Genomic DNA, 18,551 nt, shown 5'->3' on the forward strand with positions numbered 1-18,551 from the left:
TGTTCTACGTGGCGGAGACCTCGCATGAGCAGGTCTCCTCGGCTGTCTACCGAAAGGTCCGGGGGGTCCTGATGAGCCCTGGTGGCATCGTCGCTCTCGTCGTTCTCCTACTTCTGGTCGTCTTCGTCCTCACGACGATCGTGCGCACCATCCGCATCGTGCCGCAGGCGACCGCTGGCATCGTCGAGCGTCTTGGGCGCTACGCCCGCACCCTCGACCCCGGTCTGCACGTCCTCATGCCGTTCTTCGACAAGGTGCGCACCACGATCGACCTGCGTGAGCAGGTGGTCAGCTTCCCGCCGCAGCCGGTGATCACCGAGGACAACCTGGTCGTGTCGATCGACACGGTCGTCTACTTCCAGGTGACCGACCCCAGGTCCGCGACGTACGAGATCGCCAACTACATCCAGGCGGTCGAGCAGCTCACGGTCACCACCCTGCGCAACGTCGTCGGCGGCATGGATCTCGAGAAGACGCTGACCTCGCGCGAGGACATCAACGCCGCGCTGCGCGTGGTGCTCGACGAGGCCACCGGCAAGTGGGGCATCCGGGTCAACCGGGTCGAGCTCAAGGCGATCGACCCGCCGCCGTCCATCCAGGACTCGATGGAGCAGCAGATGCGGGCCGAGCGCAACAAGCGCGCGGCGATCCTGACCGCGGAAGGGCAGCGGCAGTCCGCGATCCTCACCGCAGAGGGCGAGCAGCAGGCCGCGGTGCTGCGTGCGCAGGGCGACCGCGACGCCGCCATCCTGCGCGCCGAGGGTGAGGCGAAGGCGATCGAGACGGTCTTCGGCGCGATCCACGCGGGCGACGCCGACCCGAAGCTGCTGGCCTACCAGTACGTGCAGAACCTGCCGAAGCTCGCCGCGGGCGAGGGCAGCAGCGTGTTCGTCGTCCCGGGCGAGCTCACCGAGGCGGTCAAGCAGATCGGCACGGCGTTCGGCCACCGGTCGCCCGGAGGCGAGCCACCCGGCCGGTAGCGTGCCGGGTGTGACGTTTCCCCCCGACCTGCGCGCGCGGATGGGCCGCGTCGGCGTCTGGACCGGGCAGCTCGACTACTCGACCGCCGACGACGCGCGTGCCGCCGCCCTCGAGGTCGAAGCCGCCGGCTACGGCGCGCTCTGGACCGGGGAGGCCGTCGGCCGCGAGGTGCTGACGGCGGCGCAGCTGTTGCTGGGGGCGACGAGCACCCTCGTCGTCGCGACCGGCATCGCGAACATCTGGGCCCGTGACGCGCTGGCCATGGCTGCGGGGCAGCTGGCCCTCGGCGAGGCGTTCCCCGGCCGCTTCGTGCTCGGCATCGGCGTGAGCCACAAGCCGCTGCTCGACGTGCGCGGCGAGGACTACACCAGGCCGCTGGCGTTCATGCGCGGCTACCTCGACGGCATGGACAAGGGCGCGGAGGTCTACCGCGCGGTGCGGCCGGAACCCGCGCCGCCACGGGTGCTCGCGGCCCTCGGCCCGAAGATGCTCGAGCTCGCCGCCGAGCGCGCCGACGGGGCGCACAGCTACTTCGTGCCGCCGGAGCACACCGCCGAGGCACGCCGGCGGCTCGGGGCCGGCAAGCTGCTCGCGCCGGAGCAGGCCGTCGTGCTCGAGCGCGACGCCGCCACGGCACGGGAGATCGCCCGGCGGCACACGTCGAGCTACCTGCGCCTGCCCAACTACACCAACAACCTGAAGCGGTTCGGCTTCACCGACGACGACTTCGCCGGCGGCGGCACCGACCGGCTGGTCGACACGATCGTGGCCTGGGGCGGCCCGGAGGCCGTCGTGTCCCGCGTCAAGGCTCACCTCGACGCCGGCGCCGACCACGTCGCCGTCCAGGTGCTCGACCCCGACCGCCGCGGTCTGCCGCGCCGGCAGTGGCGCGAGCTGGCCCCTGCCCTCCTGGAGCTGTAGATGGGTGAGAGCCAGTTCGAGCAGGCCACCGCAGTGACGCGCGTCGCCGAAGGCCGGTGGTCGTGCCACCTCGACCCGGCCTGGTCGATCGGCGACAAGCCGCACGGCGGCTACACGATGGCCACGCTGACCCGGGCTGCGCTGCTCGCCGCCGACCGGCCGCACCCACTGTCGGTCAGCGCGCACTTCCTGCGCCCGCCGACGTGGGCGCCCGCGGAGGTGCTCACCGACGTCGTACGCCGTGGCCGCACGGTCTCCACGGTGCACGCCCGGCTGGTGCAGGAGGGCAAGGTCTGCATCGAGGCCGTCGCCGCCGTCGGGGAGATCAGCGAGCAGCCGCTGGAGTGGACGCGCCGGCAGCCGCCGGCCATGGCACCGCTGGCGGAGTCGCACGCGGGCGAGGGTCCCGACCCTCAGGGCGTGCGCAGCCGTATCGACCTGCGCATGGACCCGGCGACGCTCGGGTTCACCCGCGGTGAGCCTGCGGGTGAGGCACGGATGAGCGGCTGGATGCGGCTGGCCGACGGCGCCGACCCCGATCCGCTGATGCTCATCGTGGCCGTCGACGCACTGCCGCCGGTGGTGCTCGAGCTCGGGCACATGGGGTGGGCACCCACCGTCGAGCTGACGTTCCTCTTGCGTGCACTGCCGGTGCCCGGCTGGCTGCAGGTGCACGCCGACGCCAACGCGTTGTCGGCTGACGGCTGGTTCGACGAGAACGCCGAGGTCTACGACGCGTCCGGGCAGCTGGTCGCACAGTCCCGACAGCTCGCACTGTCGGGCACCGCCATGCAGCGTCGCTAGGACCTGCTCAAGCAGTCACATCGGGCGAACCGGTGTCGCCGGCGTACTTCTCCAGCAGCAGCGGCAGCGCGAGCCCGGTCCACCCGGTCTGGTGGGCCGCGCCGAGCCCGGCACCGGTGTCGCCGTGGAAGTACTCGTGAAACGGCAGCAGGTCGTGCCAGCCCGGGTCGTCCTGCAGCAGCGCGACGTCGCCGAAGACGGGCCGGCGGCCGGTGGCGTCGTTGCGGAACAGGCCGATCAGCCGGTCGCGAAGCTCTTGGGCGGCAACCCGGAACGGCACCTGTCGACCCGATCCGGCGGGCAGCTCGACGGTCTCCCCGTCACCGAGATAGCGGCCGAACCGGTCGAGCGCGTGGATCAGCAGGTGGTTGAGCGGGAACCACACCGGGCCCCGCCAGTTGGAGTTGCCGCCGAACAGGCCGCTGCGCGACTCGGCGGGCTCGTAGTCGACGGTGGCGTGCAGGCCGTCGAGGTCGACCACTGCCGGGTGGTCGCGGTGCCGCGCCGACAGCGACCGCAGCCCGTGCGGTGACAGGAACTCCGCCTCGTCGAACACCGCGGCGAGCAGCCGGCGCAGCTGGTCGGGCTCGACCAGTGACAGCAGCCGGCGCTCGCGGGCATCGGGCGCGACGCCGTCGTCGTAGGAGAACCCGCGGCAGAGCTCGGGCTTGTTGGTGAGGAACCACTGCAGCCGGTCGGTGAAATCGGGCAGCGCCTCCAGCGTCTCGACATCGAGCTCGAGCACTGCGCACAGCGGCAGCAACCCGACCATCGACCGGACCGGTAGCGGGATCTCGCGACCGTCGGGCAGGTGCAGCAGGTCGTGGAAGAAGCCGCTCTGCTCGTCCCACAACCCCTGGCGCTGCATCGCCGTCGAGATGTAGGCGAAGTGCTCGAGGAACTTGGTCGCGACGTCGGCGTAGGTCTCGTCGTGGCGCGCGAGCAGCAACGCCATCTCCAGCATGTCCAGGCAGTAGCGCGCCATCCAGGCGGTGCCGTCGCTCTCCTCGAGGCGACCGGCGATCGGCAACGACGAGCGGTCGAACGGCCCGATGTTGTCGAGGCCCAGAAAGCCGCCCTCGAACAGGTTGTTGCCCTCGGTGTCCTTGCGGTTGACCCACCAGGTGAAGTTGACCAGCAGCTTGTGGAACACCCGCTCGAGGAAGTGCCAGTCGCTGCTGCCGTCGATCTCGAAGACCCGCAGGGCGGCCCACGCGTGCACCGGCGGGTTGACGTCGCCGAAGTCCCACTCGTACGCCGGCAGCTGGCCGCTCGGGTGCATGTACCACTCGCGGCAGAGCAGCAGCAGCTGCTCCTTGGCGAACGTCGGGTCCAGCCGTGCCAGCGCGATGCACTGGAAGCCGAGGTCCCAGGTGGCGTACCACGGGTACTCCCAGGTGTCCGGCATCGACAGCACGTCGTGGTTGTTCAGGTGCCGCCACTCGATGTTGCGCCCGTGCTCGCGCTGCACGGGAGGGGCGGGCTGGCCGGGGTCACCGTCGAGCCAGCGCTCGACGTCGTAGTGGTAGAACTGCTTGCTCCACAGCAGCCCGGCGCTCGCCTGCCGCAGCACCAGCGCCTCATCGGCCGTCGCGTCCGCCGGCGTGAGCTCGGCGTAGTAGTCGTGCGCCTCCCGCTCGCGCAACGACAGCACGCGGGTCCACTCACCGCGCAGGGGCGGGGTCGTCTCGGTCAGCGCGAGCCGAAGCCGGACCGTCGCGGTGTTGCCCGCGTTGGCGGTGACCCGGTAGTGCAGCGCGCCCTTGGTTCCGACGCCCAGGGGGTTGACGGTGTCGGCGCCGGTGACGACGTGGTCGTTGATGCCGTCCTTCGGGTACGCCGACCGCCCCGGCGACCCGTAGAGCCGCTCGGAGTTCGTCTCGTTGTCGCAGAGCAGCGGCCGGCCCTTGCCGTCGCCGACCAGGACCAGCGTGCCGAGGGTCGGGTGCTCGCCCACCAGCCGGGCGCCGTCGGCCCGCAGCACCGGCTCGGGCGCGCCGGGAGTCCCCCACGACCAGACGTTGCGAAACCACAGGGACGGCAGCACGTGCAGGGTCGCACGGGACCGGCCGCGGTTCTCCGCGGTCAGCCGGATGCACACGTCTGTCGGCGAGGCCTTGGCGTAGTCGACGGTGATGGCCCAGTAGCCGCCGTCGAAGACGCCGGTGTCGAGCAGCTCGTACTCCGGCTGGTCGCGGCTGCGCCGGCCGTTTTCGGCGATGAGGTCCTCGTAGGGGAACCGCGACTGCGGGTAGTGGTAGCGCCAGCGCATCCACGAGTGCGTGGGCGTCGCGTCGAGGAACCACCAGTAGTCCTTGACGTCCTCGCCGTGGTTGCCCTGCGCGTTGGTCAGCCCGAAGGCCCGCTCCTTGAGGATCGGGTCGCGGCCGTTCCAGAAGGAGAAGGCGAAGCAGAACCGTTGCTGGTCGTCGCAGAAGCCGCCGAGACCGTCCTCGTTCCACCGGTAGACCCGCGAGCGCGCGTGGTCGTGCGGGAACGACGCCCACGCGTCGCCGTCCGCGCTGTAGTCCTCGCGGACGGTGCCCCAGGCCCGCTCGGCGACGTACGGGCCCCAGGCCCGCCAGGGCACACCGGAGTCATCGGCCTCGGCCAGCCGGTCACTCTCGGCGGTCATGCCGGCTACCTTGCCGTACGGACAATCCGGTTGCTACAGCCCCCGCCCATACCTGCCGATGAGGTTGCGGTGTCCGCCCGACGCGCCAGGCGCCCCGTGAGCCGCCACGCCGCGCTCGTGACGACATCGCCTTCCGCGGCTCCCGCCGAGTCGCGAGTCACCGTCGTCGTCAACCGGATGGCGACCGAGTGGCACCTCGGCATGAACCCGTGGGCCGTCGGCGTGATCCTGGTCGTCGCGGCCACCGTCTCCGCGGCGGCGGCCACGTTGCTCGGCATGGTCGCGGAGATCGCGCCCGTGTGGGCGACCGCGCTCGTCCTGCTGGCCAGCCATCGGTTCGGCCCCAAGGGCGTCGTCCCGACTGCAGCAGCCTGCGCCGTCCTCGGCGGCTGGTTGACCGGCGACGGCGTCACCCTGCACACGCTGCAGCTGGTCGGGATCATGGCGACCGGCTACGTGGCGGTGGGTCTCGCGTCGGCCGCGACGTTCTACCGGCTGTTCCGGCGGCTGAACGCCGAGCACGAGCTGCGGCTGTCCGACGTGGAGTCGGAGCGCAACCGCGCGGTGCAGATCGCCATGGAGCGCGAGCACCTGCAGCAGCAGCTGTCCTACAACGCGACGCACGACGCGCTGACCGGGCTGGCCAACCGCACGCTCCTGCTGGCCTCGATCGAGGAAGCCTTGGACGCCCGGCGAGCCGACGGCGGACGCGCGGCGGTGCTGTTCCTCGACCTGGACGACTTCAAGGCCGTCAACGACACGCTCGGGCACGGCGCCGGCGACCACCTGCTCGAGGTCGTCGGCGACCGGCTGCGCAACGGCATCCGGTTCTCCGACCTGGTGGCCCGGCTCGGCGGTGACGAGTTCGCCGTGCTGTTCCCGGAGTTCGATCCGGCGGCCGCGGACGCCGTCGTCAACCGCGTGCTCGACACGCTCAACAACCCGATCCGGCTGGGCTCGCGGATGGTGCACGTCCGGGCGTCGGCCGGCCTGGTGGTGAGCGACGGGCACGACACGGCGCTCGGCGTGCTGGGCAAGGCCGACCTCGCGATGTACTCGGTCAAGGAGCGCGGCAAGTCCGACCTGGCGGTCTTCGCGCAGGAGATGCAGAGCACCCGGCAGGAGCGCGCCGAGCTCGAGCGCGACCTGGCGGCCGCGGTCACCAACGGGCAGCTGCAGCTCGTCTACCAGCCACTGGTCGACCTGCACGGCGGCCGCATCATCGGCTGCGAGGCACTGAGCCGCTGGGCGCACCCGGAGCACGGACCGGTGCCCCCGGACGTCTTCATCCCGCTGGCCGAGGCGACCGGCGCGATCGTCGGGATCGGCGAGTGGGTCTTGGAGCAGGCCTGCCGCCGGCTGTCGGCCTGGCAGCGCAGGCTCGGTGGCGACGCGCCGTTCACGATGGCGGTCAACGTCAGCGCCCGACAGCTCGCCGACGACGACGTGGTCGCGCGGTTCGCCGACGTCTTGCGGCGTACGGCGGTCGACCCGCGGTGGGTCAACCTGGAGATCACCGAGAGCCTGCTGCTCGACGACGACGAGCTCGCCCTCGACGTGCTGTGGAAGCTGCGTGCGCTCGGCGTACGCCTGGCGGTCGACGACTTCGGTACCGGCTACTCGTCGCTGTCCCGGCTCAACCGCTTGCCGATCCAGAAGCTGAAGATCGACAAGTCGTTCACGCTGGGGCTCACGGCCGACGCCGAGGGCCGGGCCAACGCGACGTTGATCTCCTCCGCCGTCGCCATGGCGCACGGGCTCGGCCTGCAGGTGGTCGCCGAAGGCGTGGAGACGCAGGAACACGTCGGCCTGCTTCGGCACGTGGGTTGCGACATCGGCCAGGGCTACCTGTTCAGCCGGCCGGTGGCCGCCGACGACCTCGACATCGCCGCGGCGCCGTTCGCGCTGGCTCCCGCCGACGGGGGCCTGCTGCGCACCAGCGAGTCCGACGGTTCGACCCGGATCGGGCTCATGCCCTCCGCGCACGGTCGCCCGGGCGGCCAGCCACGGTCGCTCACCAGTCGCATCAGCGATGCAACGGCAGCGCCGGCCCCCGCCGCCGCACCCGCGGCCGAGCTCGACCCGGTCGCACCGGCCGCAGTCGCCGCCGCGCCGAACCTGACGCCACTGCCGCAGCAGCGTCCGGCGGCGGAGTCCGACGAGCCGGTCCCCTTCGGTCGCCGGCGCACCGACCTGCGCCCCGCCGGTCTGACCGGTCACGCCGACAGCGCGTAAACCCTTGCCGTGGTGAAGTCGGACTCTTCGAGCTCCGGCGTCGTCGGCACGTCGTAGGCGGCCAGCTGCGTCAGCCCGTCGGCCGGCAGGTAGCGCCGGCCCGGGTCACCGAGCAGCACGTCGATGCCCCCTGCAGCAGCGCCCCGCAGCCAGGGGACGACGCGACCGGCCATCGCGTGCTCGTAGCAGACGTCACCGGCAAGGATCAGGTCGACGTCGGGAGCGCCGCCGTCGAGCAAGTCCGCGCCGACGAAGGTGACGGCGACGCCGTTGGCCGCCGCGTTGAGGGCGACCGCGGCGCCGGCGAAAGCGTCGATGTCGGCGACCGTTGCCTCCGCCGCGCCGGCGCGCATCGCGGCGATCGCGCACAGCCCCGAGCCGCCGGCGAAGTCGAGCACCCGGCGACCGGCGACGATCTCGGGCCGGTCGAGGACGTAGCGCGCTACCGCCTGGCCGCCGGCCCAGGCGAACGCCCAGTAGGGCGGCGGCACCCCACTCTCCTGCAGCTCCTCCTCGGTCCACTCCCAGATGGGAGTGACCTCGTCGGCCAGGTAGAGCTGCAGCTCAGGGACATAGGGCGGCCGGCGCAGCAGGGTGTGGCACTGCACGAAGGCTCGCCGCCGGTGCACGTCGTCCACGGGCGGTGAGCGTAGGACGGCGGGCCCGGATCGAGGGGCCCGGCTATCCCGGCGACATGTCGACGAAGCGGCTGTAGTGGCCCTGGAACGCCACGGTGACCGTCGCCGTCGGGCCGTTGCGGTGCTTGGCGACGATGAGGTCGGCCTCGCCCGCCCGCGGCGACTCCTTCTCGTAGAAGTCCTCGCGGTGCAGGAGCAGAACGACGTCGGCGTCCATCTCGATCGCGCCACTTTCGCGCAGGTCCGACAGCTGCGGCTTCTTGTCGGCACGCTGCTCGGGATTGCGGTTGAGCTGGCTGACGGCGACAACCGGCACCTCCAGCTCCTTCGCGAGAAGCTTGATGCTGCGCGACAGCTCGGAGACCTCCTGCTGCCGGCTGTCGACCTTGCGCGGCGACGTCATCAGCTGCATGTAGTCGATGACGATCAGACGTAGGTCGTGGCGCTGCTTGAGCCGCCGAGCCTTGGCGCGGATCTCCATCATCGTCAGGTTGGGTGAGTCGTCGATGAACAGTGGCGCCTCGGCGACCTCGCCCATCCGGCGCGCCAGGCGGGCCCAGTCCTCGTCGCTCATCGTGCCGGACCGCATGTGGTGCAGGGGCACCCGCGCCTCGGCCGAGAGCAGCCGCATGGTGATCTCGTTGCGGCTCATCTCCAGGCTGAAGATAACCGAGGGCAGCCCGTGCTTGATGGCGGCCGAGCGCAGCCAGTCGAGAGCGATCGTCGACTTGCCCAGCGAGGGTCTGGCCGCCACGATCACCATCTGGCCCGGGTGCAGCCCGTTGGTCAGCTCGTCGAGGTCCTTGAACCCGGTCGGCACACCGACCATGCCGCCGTCGCGGCTGCTGATCGCCTCGATCTCGTCGAGGGTGCCCTGCAGCACCTCCTCCAGCCGCAGGTAGTCGTCGCTGGTGCGCCGCTCGGTGACGTCGTAGACCGCGGCCTGCGCCCGGTCGACGATCTCGTCGACGTCGCCACCGTGGCCCGAGGCCGCGCCGTAACCGAGCTGCACGATGCGGGTGCCGGCCTCGACCAGCCGGCGCAGGATCGCCCGCTCGGCGACGATTCGCGCGTAGTAGCCGGCGTTGGCAGCCGTCGGCACCGACGCGATCAGCGTGTGCAGGTAGGGCGCGCCACCCACGCGGGCCAGCTCGCCGTGGCGGGTCAGCTCGGCGGCGACCGTCACCGGGTCAGCCGGCTCCCCGCGGCCGTAGAGGTCGATGACCGTCTCGAAGACGGTCTGGTGGGCGGGGCGGTAGAAGTCGACGGGTCGCAGCACCTCGACCACGTCGGCGATGGCGTCCTTGGACAGCAGCATGCCACCGAGCACGCACTGCTCCGCGGTGATGTCCTGCGGCGGCAGCCGCTCGAACTCCTCCCGGCCGTCACCGACCGGGCCCATCGCGACGACGTCGGCCACACTCACGGTCCGCTGCGCTCCTTCCGCCCACCGGCGCTCGCACCGTGTCTACCGGAGGGGTGTGACAACGCAGCCCGCCGCGCCGGGAGTTGCTCCCCGCCGCTGTGGACACCGCTGGGGAACCGGTGGGGACGCGACGCCGCGTCGCTGTGCACCAGCTGGGGACGACCCTGTGGACGGCGTACGCCGCACCGCCGGGTTCACGCGGTGGAGCAGGCGAAGCAGTGTCCCGATGCTGTGGACGAAAAAAAGTTGGGCCCGGCCGCCACAACGGTGACCGGGCCCAGCTGCCTGAGCGGGCTCAGGCGCCGACGACGTCGACCTCCACCTGCGCGGAGATCTCCGGGTGCAGCCGGACGCTGACGACGTGGCTGCCGACCGTCTTGATCGGGGCCGACAGCTCGATACGGCGCTTGTCGACGGACGGCCCGCCAGCGGCCTTCACCGCTTCGGCGACGTCGGCCGCGGTGACCGAGCCGAACAGCCGGCCGCCCTCGCCGGCGCGGGTGCGCAGCCGCACGGTCAGTGCCTGCAGCTGCGCGGCGATCTCGCGAGCCTGGCCCAGGTCACGGACCTCGCGCACCTCACGGGCGCGGCGGATCGTCTCCACCTGCTTCTCGGCGCCGCGGGTGTGCCGGATCGCGAACCCCCGCGGGAGCAGGAAGTTGCGGGCGTAGCCGTCCTTGACCTCGACGATCTCGCCGGGGCTGCCGAGGCCGGTGACCTCCTGGGTGAGGACGATCTTCATCATGGCGACCCTCCTCAGCGCGCGGTGCTCGTGTAGGGCAGCAGCGCCATCTCCCGGCTGTTCTTAATCGCCGTCGCGATGTCGCGCTGGTGCTGCGAACAGTTGCCCGTCACCCGCCGCGCGCGGATCTTGCCGCGGTCGGAGATGAACTTGCGCAGCAGCGCGGTGTCCTTGTAGTCGATGTAGCTGATCTGTTCCTTGCAGAATGCGCAGACCTTCTTCTTCGGCTTGCGCACTGGTGGCTTGGCCATCGTGGTGCTCCAGGGGTGCTGGGCCCCGCCGTCCGGCGGGGATGGTCAGGGATGATGGATGGTCAGAACGGTGGCTCGTCGGAGGTGTCGCCCATCGGTGTAGCCCAGGGGTCGCCGCCGGCCGGCGCCGGCGAGGCCCACGGGTCGTCGGACGGCGCGCCGCGCTGGGCGCCACCGCCGCCACCACCGAAGCCACCGGCACCGCCACCGGCACCGCCACCGCCACCGCGCGAGGTCTTCTGCACCTTGGCGGTGGCGTAGCGCAGGGCCGGGCCGACCTCGTCGACCTCGACCTCGACGACTGTGCGCTTCTCACCCTCCTTGGTCTCGTAGGACCGCTGCTTGAGCCGGCCCTGCACGATGACCCGGGTGCCGCGGGTGAGCGACTCGGCGACGTTCTCCGCCACCTGCCGCCAGACGGAGCAACGCAGGAACAGCGCCTCGCCGTCCTTCCACTCGCCGGAGGCCTTGTCGAGGTAGCGCGGGGTGGAGGCGACGGTGAAGGACGCGACCGCGGCCCCGCTCGGCGTGAACCGCAGCTCGGGGTCGTTGGTCAGGTTGCCGACGATCGTGATCGTCGTGTCGCCAGCGGCCACAGCTGCCCCCTACTTCGCGTCCGGGCGGATGAGCTTGGTGCGCAGCACGGCCTCGTTGAGGTTGAGCTGGCGGTCGAGCTCCTTGACGACGTCGGGATCGGCGGACATGTCGACGACGGCGTAGATGCCCTCGACCTTCTTGTCGATCTCGTAGGCGAGCCGGCGGCGGCCCCACACGTCGACCTTGTCGACGCTCCCGCCGCCCTGACGGACGACGTTGAGGAACGTGTCGAGCGAGGGCGCGACGGTGCGCTCCTCGAGGTCGGGGTCGAGGATGACCATGAGTTCGTAGTGACGCATGCGGAAACCTCACCTCCTCTGGACTGGTTTCGAGCGGCTGGGCCGCGGCGGCCACGGACGATCCGTGACAGGAGGTCTCTGCGTCAGTGCAGGACCCCAGCCTAACAGCGCTGCACGGTGCACCGGGGTGCCGAGCACGGTAACCGACCGTCGCGACCGTCGCCGCCGACGATCCACAGGCGGTCAGCGCAGGCCGCGCTCCTCGACGGGTTCGGCGAGCAGGACGCGCACGATCGCGGCGACCAAGCCGGCCAGCAGCACCGACGCGACGGCGCCGGGCAGCGCGACTCCGCTGTTGCCGAAGTGCTGCACCGGCCCGCTGAGCGCCTGCGACGACTGCGCAGCGGGCCCGCCGGCCGGCCCGGAGGGCGGTGGCACGGGTCCGACGGCCAGAGGCCGCGCGGACGGCGACCGCGACCCCGCTGCGGGGGTGGTACTCGACCGGGCCGAGGACGGCGACGCGGTGACCAACGGCGCGGGGCCGGCCGGCGACGACGAGGCCGTCGGTGTGCTCGACGCGCCCGGGGCGGGTGGCGGCTTCGGTGCGGGGGACGACGTCGTCGGCGCCGGAGTCGGCGCCGGGGAGGACGTCGCAGCAGAACGCACCACGATGGTCCCGCTGAAGCTCGACTGGCGCGCGGGCGAGCTCGCCGCGACGCGGTAGGTCCCGAGCGCGGTCGCGGTGTAGGGGTCCGGGTCGACTCCGGCGCCGTCGGCGGACTGGCCGGGGAAGAGCACGATGTCGTACGACGAACCCACCGTGACCCGCCAGCTGTTGGCGGTGGCGTTGGTGAACACCACCCGGTCGACGGGGCGCACGGTCAGCGACGCGGGTGACAGACCGGTGGCGACGATCCGCATCTGGTAGTCGGCGGCAGCCGCCGGTCCGGCGAGTGCCAGCATGCCGGCGAAGGGCAGGACGAGGGCAGCGCTCGCCACGGAGACGGCCAGCCGCGAGCGCTTCACGAGATCATGGTGCCGCACGGGCCGCGCTCACCCGACCCAGCGACCGCTGGTGAACGACAGCACGGCGACCGCCATCAGGGCAGGCGCCACCGACAGGTAGGCCACGTGCACGGCGGGCCGGCGCAACGACCACCGGGCGAGCAGGAGCCACAGCGGCCACCACAGCAGAGTCGCCCGACCGACCGACAGGTAGAACGACGACGTCGCGAAGGCGATCACCTGCAAGCCGACGTAGGTGGCCTCTCCCCACCGCCGCAGCCACAGCAGCACGACGGTCAGCGCCACCCCGACGAGCACGGCGAGGATCTCGGCGCGGAAGGACCACGCGTAGTTGTCGATGCGCCCGGAGTTGAAGGCACCGTGCCAGGTGTTGACGAACGCCGTCCACGGCAGCGTGAACTGTCGCCCCCAGACCCGCTGCGCATGCGGCCAGGCCAGCCAGTCGCCCGTGAGTGTGTAGAGGTACCCGGCATAGCCGGCCACGCCGGCGAAGGGCGCCAGCAGCCAACCGGCGTCCCGGCGAGGTCGGCGTACGGTCACCGCGTAGTGCACGACCAGCGCGACCGCCAGGAACAGCCCGGTGACCCGCACCGACGCCGCGCCGGCCGCGAGCAGGCCCGCCGCCCACCAGCGACCCCGCCGGGCCGACAGCCACGCGGGGATTGCCAGCGCCAGGAACAGCGCCTCGGAGTAGCCGGCGAACAGGAACACCGCGTAGGGCGACAACACCAGGTAGAGCGCGGCGCGCGAACCGGTCGACGCGTCGTCCTCGAGCGCGCCGAGTCGTACCAGTGCCACCGAGGCGATCGCGCCGGCGACGAACGAGACCAGCAGGCCGGGTCCGACCCAGCCGCCCAGCACCGGGTGCAGGGCGCGCAGGACCAGGGGCAGGCCGGGAAAGAAGGCGACGACGCCCCGGTCGGGATAGTGCGCCGGATAGCCGTCGTAGCCCCAGTGCGCGACCTTCGTGAACAGGCCGACGTCCCAGTGGTCCCACAGCGACACGAACGACGGCATGCCGGCCGCCGCGTGGTCGCGGAGATTCCAGGCACCGGCGACGGCGAGCACGGCGACCGCGGCACGGCTGGCGAACCACAGCACGAGAGCGCGCCGATCCGCACCGGACAGGCGGTCGCCCGCCGACCACCGCCGGGCCGCCCGGTCGCGAGTGGCGGGCGACGCCGGTGCGAGGGTCATGTCAGCGCCGGCTTGCCTGCCGTCGCCGCCACCCGCGGGCCGGGCAGCACGATGCGGTCCTCGGACCCGGCGAGCACCCCGCCGGCAGGGTCATCGACACCCTCGGCACGTACGACGTCGCGGCGCGGCGACCAGATCTCCCGGACGACCAGCGCGCAGATGACCACCAGCACGAGGTCGCGAATCACCACGCCGGCAAGGAAGAACCCGATCGGCAGACCCTGCCCCGCGTGGTCGTGCCCGACGAAGAAGTAGAAGCGCATGAACAGCAGCAGCACCTCGGTCGCCTGCCACGCGAGCACGGCCGGCCACCGGGGCCGCGCCAGCACGACGAGCGGCAGCAGCCAGATCGCGTACTGCGGCGAGTAGACCTTGCTGGTCAGCAGGAATCCCACGACGACGAGCAGCCCGACCTGCGCCACTCGCGGCCGGCGCGGGGCGCGCAGCACCAGCACGGCGATCGAGATCGCGACGAGGACGAACGCCGCGGCGCTCAGCGTGTTGAGGATCGTCGGCGACTGCCCGGGCAGCAGGCCGCTGTCGAGCGGTTTGCCGCGCCAGTGCTCGATCGCGAACCACAGCGAGTCCCAGTCGGCCGGGCGGCTGCGGTTGAGGGAGTAGAAGCGCCCGAACGACGCCGGCCAGGCGATCCAGACCGGCAGGTCGACGAGCAGCCACGTCAACGCGGCCGCGCCGAACATCACCGCCCACGACCGCAGCCGCCCGGCCCGCAGGCACAGCAGGAAGAGGGCGCCGATCAGCAGCACGGGGTAGAGCTTGGTGGCGACACCGAGCCCGAGCAGCACGCCGGCCCAGGCCGGCCGGCGTCTGCTCCACGCCCACAGGCCCGCCCCAGCGAACGCCGCTGCCGCCAGGTCCCAGTTGGTGAATGCGTGGACGAACAGCACCGGCGAGACGGCGAGCATCGCGGCATCCCAGGGCCTGCTGCGACCCGCGAGCCGCACGGTGCTCCACGCCACCACCAGGCCCCCGACTGCGAGCATCGCCACCGAGGCGTCGAAGAAGACGTCGGCCTTGTCCGCCGGGTCGGCGTGCGAGGCCACCCACGAGGCGGCCTGCATCATGCCGCCGATGACGACCGGGTACTCGACCGGATGGTCCTTGTAGGGGACCTGCCCGCGGTCGAGACCTTCGGCGTAGTAGAGGGCGTAGACGTCGGAGTAGCACATGCGCGTGTACTGGTACTCGCCCGACCAGGCGTGCGTGCTGCAGGGCAGCTTCTGCAGGTAGGCGATGCCGAGGCCGACGACCATCAGCACCAGCACGACCCGCACGGGCACCCAGAACCACGACGTCCGCCGAGCGGCGTGACCGCCCACCGGCCCGCCGTAGAGCTCGCTCGCGCCGTGCGCGAACGGGTCCTGGCGCGACGGCGCGACGGGGTCGACCGGTGCGCTCACCGTGCCATCGTGCATCAGCTAGGGAGGCGGCGAGGCGGTGATGGCATGACCCCCGCCGCCGGGCTGCGCGGTGGCGCTCGCACTCGGCGAGGGCGGCGGCGGACTCTGCGTCGCCGTCGGTGACGGCGACGGCTGGGTCGACGGTGGCAGCGTCGGCGAGGGCGTCACCGTCGGCGAGAGCGGGATGCTCGGCGTGACGGTCGGGGTGAGCGACGGGCTCGTTGTCGGGGAGGCCCCGCCCGACGTCGTACGGGCCGGGCTGGGCGACTGCCCGTGTCCGGAGAACGTGGGCGTGGGGAACTGCATGACCGGCTGGCCGGCGAGGGCGGAGGTCATGAACTCCTGCCAGATCGACGCGGGCAGCCCACCGCCGTAGACGCCGCCCTCGAAGCCGCGGACGTTCGTGAGCGGCTCGCTCTCGGTCTTGTTGCCCATCCACACCGCGGTCGACAGCTGCGGGGTGAAGCCCACGAACCACGCGTCGGCGTTGTTGGTCGTCGTTCCCGTCTTGCCCGCAGCCGGCCGCCCCGGGAGGGTCTTGCCGGACGCCGTGCCCTGCGGACTCTCCAGCACCTGGCGCATCGCGTAGGCCGCGTTGGCCGCGACGTCCGGGTCGATGGCCCGGCTGGTGTCGGGGTGCGCCTCGTAGACCGTGTGCCCGCCGTTGTCCAGGACCTTCGCCACCAGGTACGGCGTCGCGCGGGTGCCCCCGTCGGCGATCGTCGCGTAGCCCACCGCCTGGTCGATCGGGCGCACGTCGTAGATGCCGAGCGTGATGCCGGCGCCGACGAAGCCGCCCTGGTCCGACAGCGGGTTGGACCGGGCGACACCCATGTCGTAGGCCGTGTTGCGCACGTTCTTCGGGCCGACCTGCACGGCGAGCGGCACGAAGACCGTGTTGATCGAGCGCGCCGTGGCCACGGTCAACGTGCAGGGGTAGGGGCACTGCTCGCCGCTGTCGTTCTGCACCTCTTGCTTTGCGCCGTAGCCGCGGACGTGCTTGGGCGAGCTGCCGTCATAGGCCGTGTTGAGCCCGATGCCCTGCTCCAGCGCGGTCACCAACGTGTAGGGCTTGAACGACGACCCGGGCTGGCGCGGCTCGTAGGCGAGGTTGACGAAGCTCTTGGGAATGTTCGGGCTGCCGTAGTCCTGCCCTCCGTACATCGCGCGCACCGCGCCGTTGCCGGGCTGCACCGCGACGAGCGCCGACAGCGGCTCGCCGCCCGCGGCCCGGCGGCTGGCGAGGATGTCCTGCTCGGCCTTGACCGCGGCGTCCTGCGCCCTCTTGTCGATGGTCGTGACCACCCGGTAGCCGCCGAGGTTGAGCCGGCTCTCGTCGAAGCCCTTGGCGGTGAGCTCCTTCTTGACGGCCTGGATGACGTAGCCGTTGGGCCCGCTCACGGTGTTGGTCGCGCGGCTCGGCGGGATCAGCGACTTCGTCGGGAACTGCAACCCGCTCGCCTGCTGGGGGGTGAGCCAGCCGCCCTTCACCATGCCGTCGATCACCTGGTGCCAGCGCCGCTGGGCACCCGCGGGGTTGACCGCCGGATCGAGCCCGGACGGGGAACGGATCAGCCCGGCGAGCACGGCGCCCTGCGCCGCGTCGAGGTCGTGCACCGGCTTGCCGAAGTAGGCGCGCGAGGCCGCCTCGATCCCGTAGGCCCCACGGCCGAAGTAGATGGTGTTGAGGTAGTCCTGCAGCACCCGGTCCTTCGAGCGGCTGTGGTCGAGCTTCACCGCGATGAAGATCTCCTTGATCTTCCGGGTGAACGTGCGGTCCTGCGTCAGGTAGGCGTTCTTGGCGTACTGCTGGGTGATCGTCGAGCCGCCCTGCTTCACCTCGCCGCCGGTGACGTCGACCCACAGCGCCCGAAGAATGCCGGTCGGGGAGATGCCGGCCTCGTGGTAGAAGTTGCGATCCTCGGCCGCGAGCACCGCCTGGCGCACCGGCGGCGGCACGTCGGACAGCGGCACGCTGGTGCGGTTGACCGTGCCGAGTCGGCCGAGCTCGGTCTTGCCGTCGCTGTAGTAGAGGTAGGTCGTCTGCTTCTTGACGATCGCGTTGGCGGCGGGGATCCCGGTCGTCAGGTAGCCGACGACGACCAGCAGCACCAGCAGCAGGAAGGCGCCGAGCACCACCCAGAGCACCTGGCGCCAGGAGGGTAGGAACCGGCGCCAGCCCGCGTCGGAGCCGGGCCGCGTGGCGGCGTTCACCGTCGAATGTGTCCTCGAGGTCGGGTGGCGCTGCGTAGTCAGAGTGTGACGGTCAGCGGTCGGGGGCTAGGAGTCTGCCCCGCCCGACCGGGCCTTACGCCTGCGCGATCCGGCGGCCGAGCGAGCGGTCTCCTGCCCCGTGCCAAGGACGTACGACGTGACCAGATGGTTCCACCCGCAGCCGCGGCAGACCTCGACCACGTAGACCGAGAACTCGGCCAGCTCGCGCGCCAGCCGGGTCAGCTCGGCCGGCGCACGCACCCGGCCGTTGACCTCCTTCGGGAAGCAGTCGCCGTAGGTGTAGGTCACGTGGGTCAGCCGCTCGCGCCGGCAGACGGGGCAGGAGGCCTCCGTCTGCTCACCGTGGAAGCGGGCGGCACGCAGCAGGTAGGGGTGCGCGTCGCACACGTCGTAGGTCGACGCACGCCCGGCGAACAGGTCGGCGAGCGTGGCGCGACGCGCGAGCGCGTAGTCGACGACCGACCGCTGCGACCACATGCCGGCCAATGTACGACGCACCGGGGTGTCACTTGCCAGCATTGGCCCGGCGTGCGTATCGTCGTGATGTATCGGTTCGATACATCGGCGCGAGGTGTCACGATCTCGCGCGGATCACCGCCTCAGGGAGTCACGTGAGCCGCAAGTCCGGGGTGCTCGAGCTGGCCGTCCTCGGCCTGCTGCACGAGTCGCCGATGCACGGCTACGAGCTGCGCAAGCGGCTCAACACCCTGTTGGGCACGTTCCGCGCGCTGTCCTACGGCAGCCTCTACCCGAGCCTGCGCGAGCTCGAGGCGCGGGGCTGGATCACCGAGGACGCCAGCGACGAGTCCGCCGCCGGGCGCCGCAGCAAGATCGTCTACAAGCTGACCGCCGACGGCAAGGAGCGGCTCCAGGAGCTGCTCGCCGAGTCGGGTCCGGCCGCCTGGGAGGACGAGACCTTCGGCGTCCACTTCGCGTTCTTCGGCCAGACCGACGCCGAGGTGCGCCTGCGCATCCTCGAGGGCCGGCGCAGCCGGCTCGAGGACCGGCTGGAGAGCGTGCGCACCGGCGTCCGCCGCGGCCGCGAGCGGCTCGACGCCTACACGTTGCAGCTGCAGGAGCACGGCCTCGAGTCGGTCGAGCGCGAGGTCCGCTGGCTCAACGAGCTCATCGCCACCGAGCGCTCCGGTGGCCCCCGCACCGGCAACACCACCAAGCACACCCCGTAGTTCCAAGTTACTCAGT

16 protein-coding genes and 1 pseudogene are annotated in these 18,551 nt (G+C 71.6%); 5 read left to right on the forward strand and 12 right to left on the reverse strand.

The features are described from left to right. Positions 1 to 86 precede the first annotated feature (86 nt). From VFJ21_06880 to VFJ21_06890, 3 genes and pseudogenes are all read left to right on the forward strand, one after another. Positions 87 to 923 (forward strand): annotated as a pseudogene (locus tag VFJ21_06880) (SPFH domain-containing protein). Between the two features lie 67 nt (positions 924 to 990). Further along, the gene (locus tag VFJ21_06885; GenBank protein ID HET7406848.1) at positions 991 to 1,902 is read left to right on the forward strand and encodes an LLM class F420-dependent oxidoreductase; all 912 of its coding nucleotides are present in this window, start codon (positions 991 to 993) and stop codon (positions 1,900 to 1,902) included. Further along, a complete protein-coding gene (locus VFJ21_06890) occupies positions 1,903 to 2,706 on the forward strand; it encodes a thioesterase family protein (GenBank protein HET7406849.1) in 804 nt (267 codons plus the stop codon). Positions 2,707 to 2,713: 7 nt separating this feature from the next. Here VFJ21_06890 and VFJ21_06895 read toward each other — a convergent pair whose 3' ends face one another. Beyond that, positions 2,714 to 5,341 (reverse strand): glucosidase, encoded by a 2,628-nt coding sequence (locus tag VFJ21_06895; GenBank protein HET7406850.1) that lies wholly within the window; start codon positions 5,339 to 5,341, stop codon positions 2,714 to 2,716. Between the two features lie 117 nt (positions 5,342 to 5,458). Between VFJ21_06895 and VFJ21_06900 the strand changes: the two genes are divergently transcribed. Next, positions 5,459 to 7,576, forward strand: a complete 2,118-nt coding sequence (locus VFJ21_06900; GenBank protein ID HET7406851.1) for a bifunctional diguanylate cyclase/phosphodiesterase — start codon at positions 5,459 to 5,461, stop codon at positions 7,574 to 7,576. On the opposite strand, the gene VFJ21_06905 is transcribed toward VFJ21_06900, so the two are convergent. From VFJ21_06905 to VFJ21_06955, 11 genes are all read right to left on the reverse strand, one after another. Further along, a complete protein-coding gene (locus VFJ21_06905) occupies positions 7,558 to 8,214 on the reverse strand; it encodes a 50S ribosomal protein L11 methyltransferase (GenBank protein ID HET7406852.1) in 657 nt (218 codons plus the stop codon). The two genes, VFJ21_06900 and VFJ21_06905, sit on opposite strands and share 19 nt — an antisense overlap. Before the next feature lie 43 nt (positions 8,215 to 8,257). Further along, a complete protein-coding gene (gene dnaB / locus VFJ21_06910; GenBank protein HET7406853.1) occupies positions 8,258 to 9,616 on the reverse strand; it encodes a replicative DNA helicase in 1,359 nt (452 codons plus the stop codon). Between the two features lie 319 nt (positions 9,617 to 9,935). Then, positions 9,936 to 10,382 (reverse strand): 50S ribosomal protein L9, encoded by a 447-nt coding sequence (gene rplI / locus VFJ21_06915; protein HET7406854.1) that lies wholly within the window; start codon positions 10,380 to 10,382, stop codon positions 9,936 to 9,938. A gap of 14 nt (positions 10,383 to 10,396) precedes the next feature. Next, positions 10,397 to 10,633 carry a 30S ribosomal protein S18 gene (gene rpsR, locus VFJ21_06920; GenBank protein ID HET7406855.1) on the reverse strand — a complete coding sequence of 79 codons (237 nt, stop codon included), beginning with the start codon at positions 10,631 to 10,633 and terminating at the stop codon, positions 10,397 to 10,399. Between the two features lie 62 nt (positions 10,634 to 10,695). Then, on the reverse strand, positions 10,696 to 11,229 hold the full coding sequence (locus tag VFJ21_06925) for a single-stranded DNA-binding protein (protein HET7406856.1): 534 nt from the start codon (positions 11,227 to 11,229) through the stop codon (positions 10,696 to 10,698). Between the two features lie 9 nt (positions 11,230 to 11,238). Beyond that, positions 11,239 to 11,529, reverse strand: coding sequence for a 30S ribosomal protein S6 (rpsF, locus tag VFJ21_06930; protein HET7406857.1), 291 nt, complete (start codon positions 11,527 to 11,529; stop codon positions 11,239 to 11,241). A 183-nt stretch (positions 11,530 to 11,712) separates the two neighbouring features. Then, positions 11,713 to 12,495, reverse strand: a complete 783-nt coding sequence (locus tag VFJ21_06935) for a hypothetical protein (protein ID HET7406858.1) — start codon at positions 12,493 to 12,495, stop codon at positions 11,713 to 11,715. A gap of 27 nt (positions 12,496 to 12,522) precedes the next feature. Continuing rightward, on the reverse strand, positions 12,523 to 13,692 hold the full coding sequence (locus VFJ21_06940) for a mannosyltransferase family protein (protein ID HET7406859.1): 1,170 nt from the start codon (positions 13,690 to 13,692) through the stop codon (positions 12,523 to 12,525). After that, a complete protein-coding gene (locus tag VFJ21_06945) occupies positions 13,689 to 15,113 on the reverse strand; it encodes a glycosyltransferase 87 family protein (GenBank protein ID HET7406860.1) in 1,425 nt (474 codons plus the stop codon). The genes VFJ21_06940 and VFJ21_06945 overlap by 4 nt, the downstream gene beginning before the upstream one ends. Positions 15,114 to 15,131: 18 nt before the next feature. Then, a complete protein-coding gene (locus tag VFJ21_06950; protein HET7406861.1) occupies positions 15,132 to 17,327 on the reverse strand; it encodes a transglycosylase domain-containing protein in 2,196 nt (731 codons plus the stop codon). A 66-nt stretch (positions 17,328 to 17,393) separates the two neighbouring features. Next, positions 17,394 to 17,825: a DUF5318 family protein gene (locus VFJ21_06955; protein HET7406862.1), complete on the reverse strand. Its 432-nt coding sequence runs from the start codon at positions 17,823 to 17,825 to the stop codon at positions 17,394 to 17,396. Between the two features lie 152 nt (positions 17,826 to 17,977). Here VFJ21_06955 and VFJ21_06960 point away from each other — a divergent pair, with 152 nt between their 5' ends. Beyond that, positions 17,978 to 18,535: a PadR family transcriptional regulator gene (locus tag VFJ21_06960; protein ID HET7406863.1), complete on the forward strand. Its 558-nt coding sequence runs from the start codon at positions 17,978 to 17,980 to the stop codon at positions 18,533 to 18,535. Positions 18,536 to 18,551: the final 16 nt, after the last annotated feature.

It is taken from the genome of Mycobacteriales bacterium (assembly GCA_035690485.1).
Lineage (GTDB): Bacteria > Actinomycetota > Actinomycetes > JAFAQI01 > DASSKL01 > DASSKL01.

Excerpts from the sequence above, each read along its gene's own strand:
- VFJ21_06890 (HET7406849.1), top strand. The coding sequence starts at position 1,903 with ATGGGTGAGAGCCAGTTCGAGCAGGCCACCGCAGTGACGCGCGTCGCC.
- VFJ21_06895 (HET7406850.1), bottom strand. The coding sequence starts at position 5,341 with ATGACCGCCGAGAGTGACCGGCTGGCCGAGGCCGATGACTCCGGTGTG.
- dnaB (HET7406853.1), bottom strand. The coding sequence starts at position 9,616 with ATGGGCCCGGTCGGTGACGGCCGGGAGGAGTTCGAGCGGCTGCCGCCG.
- rplI (HET7406854.1), bottom strand. The coding sequence starts at position 10,382 with ATGAAGATCGTCCTCACCCAGGAGGTCACCGGCCTCGGCAGCCCCGGC.
- rpsR (HET7406855.1), bottom strand. The coding sequence starts at position 10,633 with ATGGCCAAGCCACCAGTGCGCAAGCCGAAGAAGAAGGTCTGCGCATTC.
- rpsF (HET7406857.1), bottom strand. The coding sequence starts at position 11,529 with ATGCGTCACTACGAACTCATGGTCATCCTCGACCCCGACCTCGAGGAG.
- VFJ21_06940 (HET7406859.1), bottom strand. The coding sequence starts at position 13,692 with ATGACCCTCGCACCGGCGTCGCCCGCCACTCGCGACCGGGCGGCCCGG.
- VFJ21_06955 (HET7406862.1), bottom strand. The coding sequence starts at position 17,825 with ATGTGGTCGCAGCGGTCGGTCGTCGACTACGCGCTCGCGCGTCGCGCC.